Raw genomic sequence first — 13,920 nt, forward strand, 5'->3', positions numbered from 1 at the left:
TCAACTGCTACGGGCGGTGCACATTTGTAGGAGCGAGCTTGCTCGCGATCTTTTGATCTTGGCTGGGGCAGCTTCGCCACCCATCGTAGCCTTCGTGCCTCGTCAGCGGCTACAAATCGGACGTAGCCTCGCAAAGCTCGTCAACTGCTACGGGCGGTGCACATTTGTAGGAGCGAGCTTGCTCGCGATCCTTTGATCTTGGCTGGGGCAGCTTCGCTACCCATCGCAGCCTTCGTGCCTCGTCAGCGACTACAAATCGGACGTAGCCTCGCAAAGCTCGTCAACTGCTACGGGCGGTGCACATTTGTAGGAGCGAGCTTGCTCGCGATCTTTTGATCTTGGCTGGGGCAGCTTCGCCACCCATCGTAGCCTTCGTGCCTCGTCAGCGGCTACAAATCGGACGTAGCCTCGCAAAGCTCGTCAACTGCTACGGGCGGTGCACATTTGTAGGAGCGAGCTTGTCTCGCGATCTTTTGATCTTGGCTGGGGCAGCTTCGCCACCCATCGCAGCCTTCGTGCCTCGTCAGCGGCTACAAGCCGGACGTAGCCTCGCAAAGCTCGTCAACTGCTACGGGAGGTGCACATTTGTAGGAGCGAGCTTGCTCGCGATCTTTTGATCCTGGGTGGGGCAGCTTCGCCACCCATCGCAGCCTTCGTGCCTCGTCAGCGACTACGCCGGACGTAGCCTCGCAAAGCTCGTCAACTGCTACGGGCGGTGAACATTTGTAGGAGCGAGCTTGCTCGCGATCTTTTGATCCTGGCTGGGGCAGCTTCGCTACCCATCGCAGCCTTCGTGCCTCGTCAGCGACTACGCCGGACGTAGCCTCGCAAAGCTCGTCAACTGCTACGGGCGGTGCACATTTGTAGGAGCGAGCTTGTCTCGCGATCTTTTGATCTTAAAGATCGCAACTGCCGTATACAAAGGTCATGCCCATGGGGCTCTTGGCTACACCAACGGCGGCTTCACCGCATTCAGCCCCGTCTCATTGATGTTCACGACCCGGTTGCGCCCGGCTTTCTTGGCTTGATACAACGCCTTGTCAGCGGCGCTCAACAACGCGTCCTGGGTTTCACCCGGCTTGGCATAACGGGTACACGAGCCCAGGCTGATGGTCAGTTTTTTATGCTCCGGCAACACCGGGGGCATTTGCTCGACGGCGAGGCGGATTTTCTCGCACAGCAGGCGCGTATTGGCGGCCTCTGTTTCGGTCAGTACCATCGCAAACTCTTCGCCCCCGTAACGGGCTGCCAAGTCAGAAGGGCGGCGCACATGGGCCTTGATCACGGCAGCGACCTGACGGATGGCTTCATCACCTGCCTGATGGCCGTAGAGATCGTTGAAAGCCTTGAAGTGGTCGATATCAATCATCACCAGCGACAGCGGGCAGCCCGTGCGTTGCGCCCGGCGCCATTCCAAATCCAGGGCCCGATCCAGAGTGCGGCGGTTGGCCAGCCCGGTCAGCGGGTCGGTTGACGCCAAGGCGGATAGATCACGCTCGGCATGAAGGCGCAAATTCAATTCGCGAATCAGCAACCAGGTCAACCACAGCAAGCCCAGGCATAACAGCAGTGTGACGCTGCCGATCACTAACGCCGTGTGCTGCCAATTACTGAAAATGCTCGAGGCCGCTATCGCCACCACCACGATAATGGGCAGGTCGTGCACCTGAGCGAAGTTGTACAGACGCTCGTGGTGATAAATGCCGGACATGGCAATAAAACTGCCAAAGCGCTCATTTAAAAACCGCCGGAAGTTGGGCGCTTGGCTGAGGTCCTGACCGATTGAGATTTTATTTGTCGGCGGGTACTGCAACATCAGCGTGCCGTCTGTGTCGAGCAGGCTGATATTGCCGCTGGGGCCAATGTCCAGGCCCCTGAACAGGTTCTGGAAATACGATATTTTCAGTTTTCCGACAGCCACCCCGGCAAAGGTCCCGTCCTCAGTCACCAGCCTTCGACTGAGATAGATGATCCATTCGGGGCTGTCTGAACTGGCGAGATAGGGATGACTGATAAACAGCTCATCGCGGGTGCTGTTTTGCTGCACGCTGAACCAAGGCTGTTGGGTGGCGTTCGCGGGGATGCTGACCACCGGTTTTGAGCGGGCAATCAGTTTGCCCTGGGCATCCAGTACAAAAAAACCGAAAGAAGAGGGTGCTTCGTTGGTTCTGTCGAAGAGCAACGATTGCCGGGTCTGGGCAGGCAGGGTCGCCAAGGCCTGGGTGTGCAGCAGGTCGATGAGGTTGATCAGTGCGGAATCATAAATAGAGAAGGTGTTGCGAATATCTCGATTGATCAGTTGCACGATGTTCAGGGCGGAACGCCTGGCATCTGCTTCGGTGTTGCGATATTCGCGCACCAGCAAATAGCTGACGATGCCGAGAATGATCAGGGCTGAAAATATCGTTGCCCCGATCAGTGTGCGGCGGGTAATGACAGGAGTGCGCGCGGAATACTTAATGGCTTTACCCTCAAGGCTATAAATCGTGCCTGCTCCTAAGGTACAGCCCTTGAGGTTTAAGGCCAGCTAAAAAGCTGGCCTTAAGGTCACGATTTAGAAGATGTTCAGAGGATAGTCAACAATCACGCGGTATTCATCGACATTGTGATCGACTGTTTCATACGCCGCATTACCACGGTTGGTTGCCCAGCGCAGGGTAAAGCCCAAGTCTTTGGCCTTGCCTTCCTGAACCACGTATTTGGCGCTCAGGTCACGTTCCCAGTGGAAGGCGTTTTTGCCGTTGGGGTTGTACCAGTTGCTGTAACCGATGCTGTTCGGATCCGCCTTGGTCAGGTCCACTTCACCGCGTGAGTACGAGGCACTGGTGGTCAGGCCAGGGATGCCGAGGCCTGCAAAGTCATACTCGTATTGCAGTTTCCACGAACGTTCGTTCGGGCCGTTGAAGTCCGAATACTGCTGCGAGTTATCCAGATAAATACTGTCGCCCTGGTTGATGTAGTCAAACGGCGTGTTGCCGTTGACACGTTGGTACACCGCGGTGACTTTGTGCCCGTCCATCCCCACTGCAAAGTGCAGGCTGAAGGTGTTGTTGTTGATGGCACCCAGCAGCGCGTTACCTGTGTCCTGCGTGTGGTAGTAGTGGAAGCCAGGGTTCAGGGTGATGCCGTTGCTCAGCGAATGGGTGTAGTCCAGGTCGTAGTAGTACTGGTTCCAGACGTTTTGCAACTGCGAGGCATACAGGTTGCTGGTGACTCCCGGGATGCCGCTGAACGCTACGCCAGCCCAAGTCAGGTGCTTGGTGGTCTGGTCATTCAGATTGCCGTAGGTGGTGGTCAGGCGGCGCATGCCGCTTTGGTTGTAGGGCTTGTCGTATGTGACTTGACCGCCTTCCAGCATCCAGCCCGCAAAGCTGTGGTTGGTCAGGCTGATGCCCTGGAACGTCTGCGGCAACATGCGGGTTTCCCCGCCTGCGATCACCGGGTTGGTGATGAACAGGTCACCGGCTTTCAGTTCGGTGTCAAACGCACGAATTTTCAGCGCTGCACCCCCCGACGAGAAGTCGGTGGGCGCATTACCGTTGCCGCCACCAATCGGCAGGATACTGCTGCCGCTGGTACCGCCACCGCCATCGAGCTTGAGGCCGAGCATGGCGTAGGCATCCAGACCAAAACCGACCACGCCAGGGGTATAACCCGAAGCGAACTTGGCAATAAAGCCTTGGCCCCACTCCTTGCCGTCATGGGTGTCCGGGCTGTGGATGTCGTGGTTCATGTAGTAGTTGCGTAGATGCAAGTCGAGGGTCGAGCCGTCGATAAACCCCTCTTTGGACGTGTCGTCATCTGCCTGTGCAATCAGCGGGATCGTTGCAGTCAGTGCGATGAATAGAGGACTGAGCTTTAGCGCTTGTTTCATCAGTCGGTTGCTCCTTTAAAGTGACGGCAGTTTTTATTTTCTTTGAAAATTCAGTTCTTATTTGTAGGCGCTTCACGGTCTGTGCGCCTTTTTTTAAAACAAAAAAAAGCCGCTATCATAGCGGCTTTTGAAACAATCAGTCACATACGTGTCATCAGACTGACTGGGTCGGGAAATATTTGCACGTGAAATCAGCTGTCTTTTGGTTCATCTGCCGGGCTGACTTTGGCCTGTGTTTGCTGGGATTTGACATCATTTTGATGGCTGGCTGCGAGCTCGGTTTGACGCTGTTCAAAGTCCGCTGCACGGGCCTCGTTCTTGGCGATGAACGCAGGGGATTCTTCTGCCATGGCCAGAGGCGACAACATCATAGAAGACAAAACGAAAACGCTAGCCATACCCATACTGGTGGACATTTCAGGACCTTCTTGCAGAGCAAGTGTTGTGTGATGGGCTAAATCTATAGTGCCGACGGGGATTGAAACAGCTTCATTCCGTACAAGGACTGTTGCGATTTAAGTAACAAATCGGCGTGAATTGACAGCCGGACCACACCCGGCTGCCTCAAGACCTCATGGTGTTAAGTGGTTGGCATAAAGAATTTTTTGGTGGTGGATTCGCCTGCTACACCATAGCTGTTTGTGCCATATAGCTCGATGATGTACTCCTTGCGAGGCACGAGATTCGGGACCGAAGCTTTGGTGGCTGTGCCGCTCACTCGTACATGTTGCTTGGTGGTTGCGCCCGGCTCCCCAATGATTAAATTTATGACCTCTGAGGTATGTATGTACTCCCAAGCGAACGTTGCAATGCCGAGATGAGCGTAGGTAAACACAATTGACTTTTTGGTCGGGCGATAAGAAAGCGTGTCCTTGTTGGAGGTGTCTCCGTAGTACGCGACTGTTCTGGATCGGTTGCCACTGGTATCAACAGCATAAACATGCACTTGATAGTTGATATCTTTAGCCAGTGAGACAGTTAATTGAAAAGCGCCCAGGACGGGAGGTTCCAGTACCTTGTAGAGTTGGTTATTAATGATGACTTCGTAGTGTGATATTCCACGATTGTCCAAAGAGGCGTTCCAAAAAACGTAGAGTCTGCCTTCCCGGTAGCGATAGCGGCCCAGCAGGTTAGAAGGCACGGTTGGGTATTCCTGGTCCCAGGCTGGATCACCCTGCAGATAGGTATAGTTGGAATTGTAGGCTCTTTCTCCCACGGTTCCGTAGGCATTAACGCCCCACACGAACACATGATATTTTTTGAGAGGGATTAAGTTGTTAAACGTATAGGTGAGTTCGCTGCCTGAGTAAAACTCTTCTCGAAGCGGTTGTCCGATAATTTTGCCGTCCACACCACTTTCACCCCCTTGAACATCATTGGAGTCGTAAAGGTGGATTTTGTATTTGACGATGTTGTGACTGCCCTTCCAGGTAGTAACGCCAGTTGTAAGTTCCTGGCGAAGCACTGTTTGTCCATTGATAGGTGTTGCTGCGTGGCTGCTGGTTTCTTTTGTACTGCCGGTATAGGTGATTGAAGTGGACTGGTTGCCATCTTGGTTTACGGCGAACAGCGTCAGGGTAAAGTCCAGCGAAAGGCTTACGGATATAGCGTTACCGCTATAGAACGATTCGTAGGTTTTTTCGGTGTCCGTCTTAATGGTCAATGTGTGGGTGCGGTTCAGACCGCCACCGTCAAAATTTACCGTTAATTGCTGGGTGACCGAATTGTATGAGGTGCTTAGATTGGACGGCGGGGAAGGAGGCGTCACACTGGGGCGATAGGCGTCAATGCGTTTGATGGCGTAATTGCTAGTCCGACCGAAACTGTTTACAGCATGCGCGGTTATCAGGTAGGCGTCATAGCTGGGGAGGTTGGTAAACATAACGCCTAATGCCCAGCGAGAGGCAATATTCCATAGAACAGGCTCACCTACGGGCTTGCCGTCTACGATGTCTTTCTCTGCATAAATCTCAAAAATATAGTGATCGGCGTTATAGATGGAATGCTTGATAATCATTGAGCACGCATACTTGCCGTCACGTTTGTAATAAGCAATGTCTGGCGGTAATGGTTTATCACTCCCTGTTGGTGGATCAATCCCTTTAAGGGCTTTGACCAGCGGCGTTGAACGGTTACCCGCCACGTCGACGGCATACAGTGTTAATTCGTACTCTTGTCCTTTACGAACCTCGAACTCCAGTTGTTGGCGCTGAGTGTGTTGACTGTTGACTTTGATTTCCTCTCCACCATTGAGTGAGTAGAGGTAGTGGTCAACACCAAAGTTGTCAGTAGAGGCATTGAAGTTTATGAAATAGGTGCTCCACCCACCATGCCATAATTCATCGTGTACGGTGGGCTGAGACGGGGGGTCTTTGTCGATCAGTCGCTTAGCTTTATACAGATTGGCGCTAATGCAGTAGGTGACGATGGAGGAGTTTTCAATAAAGTCCACATTAATAATATTGCTGTTGATTAATGCTTGAGCATCAGGTTTGAATTTATTGTTGATGTAGTCAGAAATATCCAAGGGGCCATAAAGTTTTTTATATCTGACGGATTGCAATGACCAAAGATTGGATTTGTTGGTCTCCTGGGTTTTCTGATCAATGAAAATATCAAGTTCTTGTTCTGAGGGAATGTCATGGCCTATCCATTCGTGCGGGATGTCATTCCAGACGTCGGAGTGTGATCCGAATTTATCCGATGCGATGATAATGTTGTGGCCTGCGTACCGGCTGCGAATATCCCTGATTGTTAAGTCGGAGGCAGCCCGGGGCACTATTTTTGTTGAACTGCCAGTGCCTGAAAACCCTTGAGTCAGTTGTGTTAGCAAACGCTCGTAATAGCCGGGTCGAAAATTTTTAAATTCTTGGAACTGTAAAATAATGAGTTCGTGTTTTTTTGAGTTGTAGTCGTTTTTGAAAAATGTATTGCAGTCCTTAATGAGCCCCAGTACAGATCGGTTAGATGAAAAGGGACCGTGGAAAAAATCGAAACCGAACAAAGTTCCATTGAAGACTCTTGCGTTGACGCGTAAATCGAACACGCGTGCGCCCTGCGCGATCTGGAAAGGAAAGGTATCATTTTGACAAGCTATCCAGCCCTCTACAGGACCTCCTATTCCTTTTTTATCCATCCCGGCATTATGTGTAGAGGGGAGGGTGAGTTGGTGTAGTTTTAATTTATTGAGTTTGATGCCGAGATCAGTCATCCAGGTGGATAAATGATAGGCAGGTGTTTTGTTTGATGGGTTTTTCATGAAGATAATGACTCTTAATAAGCATGGGCGAATTAAAAGCCTATCGGCAGGAATACAGTTTTTGTACTGGTCGTTCTGATGGTTATTTGGCGTTTTCGGTAGTTTTAAAATGGGTTGCTGATTTGAAAGATTTTGTGATGTTGATCGTTATGCTTGAAGGTGAAAATCATAATGTAGCGCCCGCGCCAAATGCATGGGGACGTTAAGTGAATGTATAAGTCATTGTTTTAGTGCTGATAAATAAGAGCCGCTGGAAAACTTACTTACTTGACTGAACCAAAATGTTCAGTCATCCGGACAACGTATATTTTAAGTTTCATCATGTTGGCAAATGCAACCCAAAGGTATTTCGCCCCTCGCCAGTGCGCACAAACACTTCGCCGCCATGCATCTGCGCGATGGCTTTGACGATGGCCAGGCCCAGGCCGTGGTTGGCAACGCTGTTGTGGCGTGAAGCATCCACGCGATAGAAGCGCTCGAACAGGCGCGGCAAATGCTCGGCAGCAATGGGGTCGCCCGGGTTGCTGATGCTGATGCTTGCCTGATGCGCGGTTTGCTCGATCTGTACATCAATCTGCAGCCCAGGAGCGGTGTGTTGCACGGCGTTGCTCAGCAAGTTGATCAGCGCCCGGCGCAGATGGGCTTTTTCGATGTTGACCTGGGCATCGCCGCTGACCCGCACTGCAACGTGGGCGTCTTCGAGAATGAACTCCAGATAGTCCAGCGTGGTGGCCACTTCATCTGCCAGCGAGGCACGGGTCAGTTTGCTGGCTTTGCTGCCTTGGTCGGCACTGGCCAAAAACAACATGTCATTGATTATGCTGCGCAGACGCTCCAGTTCTTCGAGGTTGGATTGCAGCACTTCAAAGTAATGCTCCGCCGACCGCCCGCGGGTCAGCGCCACCTGGGTCTGGCCAATCAGGTTAGTCAGCGGCGAGCGCAGTTCATGCGCCACGTCGGCATTGAACGACTCAAGGCGGGTATACGCCTGTTCAACCCGGTCCAGGGTTGAGTTGAAGCCATTGACCAAGTGATCCAGTTCAGGCGGAAGCGGCGACAGGTGCAAGCGACCGGACAAACGCGGCGGCTCAAGTTTTTGGGCTTTTTCTGACAGGGTGATCAGCGGCTTCAGCCCGATGCGCGCCACCCAATAACCCAAGGCAGACGCCAGCAAAACGCCAATGATCGCCAGGCTGATGAGTGCCATCAGCAGGTGGTGCTGGGTTTGGCGAAAGGTCTCGGTGTCGATGCCGATCAAAAACCGCAGCGTCGGGCGTTGTTCCTTGGCCGGGATCTGGCTGATCAACACCTTGAACGGGTACGCCTGGCCGGGCAATTGCAGGTCGCGCACGCCCGTCGGGCCTTGGGCGAACGCGCGTATTTGCGCGTCAGGCGAGCCATATTCGTAGTGGGGGTCATTGCTGATGGCCCAAAAGCGGATGCGTTTGTCTTCTTCGCTAAGCAAGGTGAATTTGGAGGTGATCTTGGCCCAGTGATCGGGGTTGCCGAAGCGATTGATCGACGATTCCAGCACGCTGAACCGTGCATCCAGTTCGGCTTCGGGCAGCATGCTGATGCCCTTGTCAACTTGCTGGTACAGCGCCCCGCCGATCAACACAAACACCAGCAAGGCCACCAGCGTGAACAATACGCTCAGGCGCATCGCGATGGAGTTCAGGCGGTTAAACACCGCGACGCTCCAGCACATAGCCCATGCCGCGAATGGTGTGCAGCAACTTGTGCTCGAAAGGCCCGTCCAGCTTGGCCCGCAGGCGCTTGATTGCGACTTCTACGACGTTCGCGTCGCTGTCGAAGTTGATGTCCCAGACCATCTCGGCAATCGCCGTTTTAGAGAGGATTTCACCCTGGCGCCGGGCCAGTACGCTGAGCAGCGCAAACTCTTTGGCGGTCAGGTCCAGACGGCTTCCGGCGCGGCTGGCCTTGCGACTGATCAGGTCGATCCACAAGTCATCGACCGTCACCTGCACCGGTTCATGGCCGCCGCTGCGTCGGGTCAAGGCTTGCAGCCGGGCGACCAGTTCCAGAAACGAAAATGGCTTGCCCAGATAATCATCAGCACCTTCGCGCAGGCCGCGCACCCGGTCTTCAACCCGCTCGCGCGCGGTCAGCATGATCACCGGTGTTTGTTTGCGCGCACGCAAGGCGCGCAACACGCCAAAGCCGTCGAGTTCCGGGAGCATCACATCGAGCACAATCACCGCGTAATCGCTTTCCAGCGCCAGGTGCAAACCCTCGATGCCATCGCGTGCGACATCCACCGTGTACCCTTGCTCTGTCAGCCCGCGATGCAGGTAGTCAGCGGTTTTTTCTTCGTCTTCAATAATTAGAACGCGCATAACCTGCCTCAGTGATCCGTCGCCAGTGAGCGGGCGGGTTGGGATCGATGGAACATCCGTTCGAGCCACAAGTATATGACGGGCGTGGTAAACAACGTCAGCGCCTGACTCACCAGCAGGCCGCCGACCACAGCAATCCCCAGCGGCTGGCGCAATTCAGCGCCAGTGCCGTAGCCGAGCATCAGCGGCAAGGCGCCCAGCAGGGCGGCGAGGGTGGTCATGATGATCGGCCGGAAACGCGTCAGGCAGGCTTCATAGATTGCCTCTTCAGGGCTCAGCCCGCGGGTGCGCTGGGCATCGAGGGCAAAGTCGATCATCAGGATGCCGTTTTTCTTGACGATCCCGATCAGCAGCACCAGCCCGATCAACGCCATGATCGAAAAATCCTGACCACATATCCACAGCATCAACAGCGCGCCCAGCCCTGCCGAGGGCAGCGTCGAGATGATCGTCAGCGGGTGCACGAAGCTTTCGTACAGCACCCCCAGAATGATGTACACCGCCACCAGCGCCGCGAGAATCAGCCACGGCTGGCTGGCCAGCGAGCTTTGGAAGGCTTGCGCAGCGCCCTGGAAATTGCCGCTGATGGTGCTTGGCATGCCAATCTCGTTTTTCGCCTGATTGAGCATCAGCACCGCGTCACCCAAGGCCACACCGGGGGCGAGGTTGAAGGACAGGTTGGCGGCCGGGAACATGCCGTCATGGCTGATCGACAGCGGGCCGCTGGTGGGTGCATCGACCTTGGCCACCGCCGAAAGCGGGACCATTTCGCCGGTCAAGGGCGAGCGCAGGTAGAAGTAGTTGAGGCTTTCGGCCTTGCCACGCTGCTTGCTGTCGACCTCCAGGATCACGTTGTACTGATTGGTTTCAGTCTGGAACTCATTGATCTGGCGCTGACCAAACGCGTCGTAGAGGGCTTCATCGACATCGGTGGCGGTGAGGCCGAAGCGCGCGGCGGCTTTGCGGTCGATGCTGATGTGGGTGATGCTGCCGCCCAGTTGCAGGTCATTGGACAGGTCGCGAAAAGCCGGGAGGGTGCGCAGTTTTTCGGTCAGGCGCTGGGTCCAGGTATTGAGCGTCGGCCCGTCGTTGCTTTTGAGCACGTACTGGTACTGGCTGCGGCTTGGCCCGGAGCTGAGGTTGATGTCTTGCCCGGCGCGCAGGTACAGCACGATGCCCGGCACCTTGGCCAGTTGCGGGCGGATACGGTCGATAAATTCACTGGCCGACACATCGCGCTCGCCGCGGTCTTTGAGGGCAATCCAGAAGCGGCCGTTGGCGATGGTCTGGTTGCTGCCGGTCACGCCCACCGAATGCGAAAACGCCTGTACCGCCGGGTCGGCGCCGACGATCTTGGCCAACGCCAAATGTTTCTGGGTCATGTCCGAAAACGAGATATCCGAGGCGGCTTCACTGGTGCCCAGCACAAAACCGGTGTCTTGCACCGGGAAGAAGCCCTTGGGGATCAGCACATAGCCGGCAATGGCCATCGCCAACGTCACGCCAAACACGCCCAGCATCAGCCGCTGGTGGGCCAGTGCGCGTTTCAGGCCGGCGTCATACAGGGCCAGCAACCGCTCGCCAAAGCCGGGTTTGGCGTCGGCGTGGTGCACCGGCGCGCGCATAAACAGCGCGGCGAGGGTGGGCGCCAGGGTCAGTGACACCAGCACGGAAATAACGATGGTTGAGGTGGCGGTCAGGGCGAACTCTTTAAACAGTCGCCCGACCACACCGCCCATAAACAGCAACGGAATAAACGCCGCCACCAGCGAGAAACTGATCGACATTACGGTGAAACCAATCTCGCTGGAGCCCTTGATCGCCGCATCGCGCATGCTTTCGCCTGCTTCGAGATGGCGGTGGATGTTCTCCACCACCACAATCGCATCGTCGACCACAAAGCCCACGGCCACCACAATCGCCACCAGGGTCAGGTTGTTCAGGCTGAACCCGAGCACGTACATCAGGGCAAAGCTGGCAATCAGCGACACCCCCAGCACGGCAGACACAATCAACGTGGCAGACCACTGGCGCAGGAACAGCGCCATGACCGCGACCACCAGCAGCACCGCGATCAGCAGGGTGATTTCCACTTCATGCAACGAGGCGCGGATGGTCTGGGTGCGGTCGCTCAGCACCGTGACCTCGACCGAGGCCGGGAGCATGGCTTGCAGACCGGGCAGTGCGGCCTGGATGCGGTCGACGGTGTCGACAATGTTGGCCCCCGGCTGGCGCGAAATTACCAGGTTGACCCCCGGCCGGTGGCCCGACCAGGCTTGCACGTAATCATTCTCGGAGCCGTTGATGACCCGCGCCACGTCGCGCAACTGGACGGGGGCGCCGTCTTTGTATGACACGATCAACTGGCCGTACTCGTCGGCATCGAACAGTTGGTCGTTGGTCGCCAGGGTCGAGATGCTCGACGGACCGTACAGCGCGCCCTTGGCCAGATTGAGGCTGGTTTGCTGCAACGCCAGACGGATATCGGCGAGGGTCAGGCCAATGGCGGCCAATTTGTCAGCGCTGGCCTGGACCCGGATCGCCGGGCGTTGCTGGCCGGTGATGTTGATCTGCCCCACGCCGTCGATCTGGCTGATTTGCCGGGCGAGCAGGGTTTCTACGTAATCGCTGAGTTCAGTGCCGGGCATTTGCAACGAACTGATGCTGAGGATCAGCACCGGGCTGTCCGCCGGGTTGACCTTGCGCCAGGTGGGCAGCGTGGGCATGTCTTTGGGCAACTTGCCGGACGCGGTGTTGATCGCCGCCTGGACTTCCTGAGCGGCGGTGTCGATGCTCTTGTCGAGGGTAAATTGCAGGGTCAGGGTGGTTGACCCCAGTGCACTGCTGGAGGTCATTTGGGTGACGCCGGGGATGGCGCTGAACTGCACCTCCAAGGGCGTTGCGACCGATGAGGCCATGGTGTCCGGGCTGGCACCGGGCAGTTGCGCCGACACTTGTATGGTCGGGAACTCCGCCTCGGGCAGCGGCGCAACGGGTAAGCGTGGAAAGGCAATCAGGCCCAACAGCACTAACGCAAAGGTCAGCAGCACGGTGGCAATCGGGTGATCGACGCACCAGGCCGAGAGTGAGCGGCTGCGGGTCATGGTTGCACCGGCTGGGCGTGTTCGGTGTTAGCCAGGGCGGGCTCGCTCAGGGTTTCGATTTTTGATCCGGGTTTGAGCCGCGACTGGCCGTCGCTGACCAGCGTATCGCCCGGTTTGACGCCGCTGACGATGTTCAACTCCGTGTCCTGATAGAGGACCTGCACGGGCACGGTTTCGACTTGGTCGCCGTTGACCCGGTACACGAAATACGTGTCCAGCCCGCGTTGCACAACGGGCGGAGGGACGACCAGGGCATTTTGATCAAGCCCGGTTTGAATCTCGACATTCACCAGTTGCCCCGGCCAGAGCGCATGGGTGGGGTTATCGAACTGCGCCTTGACCTTGATGGTGCCGGTGGTGGCGGACACCTGATTATCGATCAGGCTCAAGCGGCCTTCGCCCAACGGCGTGCCGCTGTGGTCCGCGTCGCCAATAAAGGCTTTGACCAGGGCCGGATCCTTGGCGTTGAGCAGTTCATGCAAGGTGGGCAATAACTGTTGGGGCAGGGAAAACTCGACGGCGATCGGATCGAGTTGGGTCACGGAAAATAATCCCTGGGTATCGCTCACCCGCAGGAAGTTGCCCGGATCCACGGCGCGGATCCCCACACGGCCAGTGACCGGCGAGTGAATTTGCGTGTACGACAGTTGCACCTGCGCCGCCTCAATTGCCGCCTGATTGCCTACTGCCGTGGCTTTGAGCTGATTGACCAGCGCCTGTTGCTGGTCGAGGGTTTGCTTGGATACGCCGTTGTCGACGCTCAACAACTGGTAGCGCTTGAGGTCGATCAACGCGCCTTGCAACTGCGCCTGATTTTGCTGCAGTTGGGCTTTGGCCTGGTCCAGGCTGGCCTTGATTGAGCGGTCATCCAGGGTCGCGAGCAAATCACCGGCCTGTACCGTTTGCCCTTCTTTAACCAGCAACTGGGTGAGGATGCCGTCAATCTGTGGGCGAATGACCACACTGTGGAGCGACAGCACGGCGCCAATCCCGCTGACCGTGCGCGGCACGTCTTGCTGCACCACTTGAATGACCCGCACCGGCACGGCGGTAGCCGCGACAGCGGTGTGCGAGGCCGGGCGTTTGAGCAGCCAGAGGCCTGCGCCGAGCAGAACAATTACTAGCGTGCCGAGGACTATTTTTTGAGTTTGAATGCGCATGCCAGGCCGTGTGCGTGGAAAGGGGGATGTCAGGGTTATAGCGGTTGAATCCGGTCAGCAGAGTGACTGCAAACTGACATTACGGACAGGAACATAAAAATAGTGTGATAACCGTCAAGAAAGAGCTGCCCACGTCGATAGTTATCTAGAGGGTGCGCTCCAGCGT

Annotated in this window: 9 protein-coding genes; 1 reads left to right on the forward strand and 8 read right to left on the reverse strand. The window is 55.9% G+C overall.

Features of this window, described 5'->3' with window-relative positions:
- Nucleotides 1-946 precede the first annotated feature (946 nt).
- The 4 genes from ACJJU9_RS04340 to ACJJU9_RS04355 all read right to left on the reverse strand — a co-directional run bounded on the left by ACJJU9_RS04340 (nt 947) and on the right by ACJJU9_RS04355 (nt 7,133).
- A complete protein-coding gene (locus tag ACJJU9_RS04340) occupies nt 947-2,359 on the reverse strand; it encodes a diguanylate cyclase (RefSeq protein ID WP_407730130.1) in 1,413 nt (470 codons plus the stop codon).
- Nucleotides 2,360-2,554: 195 nt separating this feature from the next.
- A complete protein-coding gene (locus ACJJU9_RS04345) occupies nt 2,555-3,874 on the reverse strand; it encodes an OprD family porin (protein WP_153330969.1) in 1,320 nt (439 codons plus the stop codon).
- A 191-nt stretch (nt 3,875-4,065) separates the two neighbouring features.
- Nucleotides 4,066-4,290: a hypothetical protein gene (locus tag ACJJU9_RS04350; RefSeq protein WP_407730131.1), complete on the reverse strand. Its 225-nt coding sequence runs from the start codon at nt 4,288-4,290 to the stop codon at nt 4,066-4,068.
- A 164-nt stretch (nt 4,291-4,454) separates the two neighbouring features.
- Nucleotides 4,455-7,133, reverse strand: coding sequence for a hypothetical protein (locus ACJJU9_RS04355; RefSeq protein ID WP_407730132.1), 2,679 nt, complete (start codon nt 7,131-7,133; stop codon nt 4,455-4,457).
- 23 nt (nt 7,134-7,156) lie between these two features.
- Between ACJJU9_RS04355 and ACJJU9_RS04360 the strand changes: the two genes are divergently transcribed.
- Nucleotides 7,157-7,339: a hypothetical protein gene (locus tag ACJJU9_RS04360; RefSeq protein ID WP_407730133.1), complete on the forward strand. Its 183-nt coding sequence runs from the start codon at nt 7,157-7,159 to the stop codon at nt 7,337-7,339.
- Between the two features lie 113 nt (nt 7,340-7,452).
- Here ACJJU9_RS04360 and ACJJU9_RS04365 read toward each other — a convergent pair whose 3' ends face one another.
- From ACJJU9_RS04365 to ACJJU9_RS04380, 4 genes are read right to left on the reverse strand one after another with little or no spacing between them, the layout of a single operon-like run.
- Complete coding sequence (locus ACJJU9_RS04365) at nt 7,453-8,841, reverse strand: heavy metal sensor histidine kinase (RefSeq protein ID WP_407730134.1); 1,389 nt, start codon at nt 8,839-8,841, stop codon at nt 7,453-7,455.
- Nucleotides 8,816-9,490, reverse strand: a complete 675-nt coding sequence (locus ACJJU9_RS04370) for a heavy metal response regulator transcription factor (RefSeq protein WP_407730135.1) — start codon at nt 9,488-9,490, stop codon at nt 8,816-8,818. The genes ACJJU9_RS04365 and ACJJU9_RS04370 overlap by 26 nt, the downstream gene beginning before the upstream one ends.
- 8 nt (nt 9,491-9,498) lie before the next feature.
- Nucleotides 9,499-12,594: a multidrug efflux RND transporter permease subunit gene (locus ACJJU9_RS04375; RefSeq protein ID WP_407730136.1), complete on the reverse strand. Its 3,096-nt coding sequence runs from the start codon at nt 12,592-12,594 to the stop codon at nt 9,499-9,501.
- Complete coding sequence (locus ACJJU9_RS04380; protein WP_407730137.1) at nt 12,591-13,754, reverse strand: efflux RND transporter periplasmic adaptor subunit; 1,164 nt, start codon at nt 13,752-13,754, stop codon at nt 12,591-12,593. Before ACJJU9_RS04380 ends, ACJJU9_RS04375 begins: the two co-directional genes overlap by 4 nt.
- Between the last annotated feature and the right edge of the window lie 166 nt (nt 13,755-13,920).

Source organism: Pseudomonas helleri (genome assembly GCF_045830615.1).
GTDB lineage: Bacteria > Pseudomonadota > Gammaproteobacteria > Pseudomonadales > Pseudomonadaceae > Aquipseudomonas > Aquipseudomonas helleri.

Bases quoted from the DNA above. Each gene is read 5' to 3' on its own strand.
- ACJJU9_RS04345 (WP_153330969.1), bottom strand. From the start codon at position 3,874: ATGAAACAAGCGCTAAAGCTCAGTCCTCTATTCATCGCACTGACTGCA.
- ACJJU9_RS04350 (WP_407730131.1), bottom strand. From the start codon at position 4,290: ATGTCCACCAGTATGGGTATGGCTAGCGTTTTCGTTTTGTCTTCTATG.
- ACJJU9_RS04355 (WP_407730132.1), bottom strand. From the start codon at position 7,133: ATGAAAAACCCATCAAACAAAACACCTGCCTATCATTTATCCACCTGG.
- ACJJU9_RS04360 (WP_407730133.1), top strand. From the start codon at position 7,157: ATGGGCGAATTAAAAGCCTATCGGCAGGAATACAGTTTTTGTACTGGT.
- ACJJU9_RS04365 (WP_407730134.1), bottom strand. From the start codon at position 8,841: ATGTGCTGGAGCGTCGCGGTGTTTAACCGCCTGAACTCCATCGCGATG.
- ACJJU9_RS04370 (WP_407730135.1), bottom strand. From the start codon at position 9,490: ATGCGCGTTCTAATTATTGAAGACGAAGAAAAAACCGCTGACTACCTG.
- ACJJU9_RS04375 (WP_407730136.1), bottom strand. From the start codon at position 12,594: ATGACCCGCAGCCGCTCACTCTCGGCCTGGTGCGTCGATCACCCGATT.
- ACJJU9_RS04380 (WP_407730137.1), bottom strand. From the start codon at position 13,754: ATGCGCATTCAAACTCAAAAAATAGTCCTCGGCACGCTAGTAATTGTT.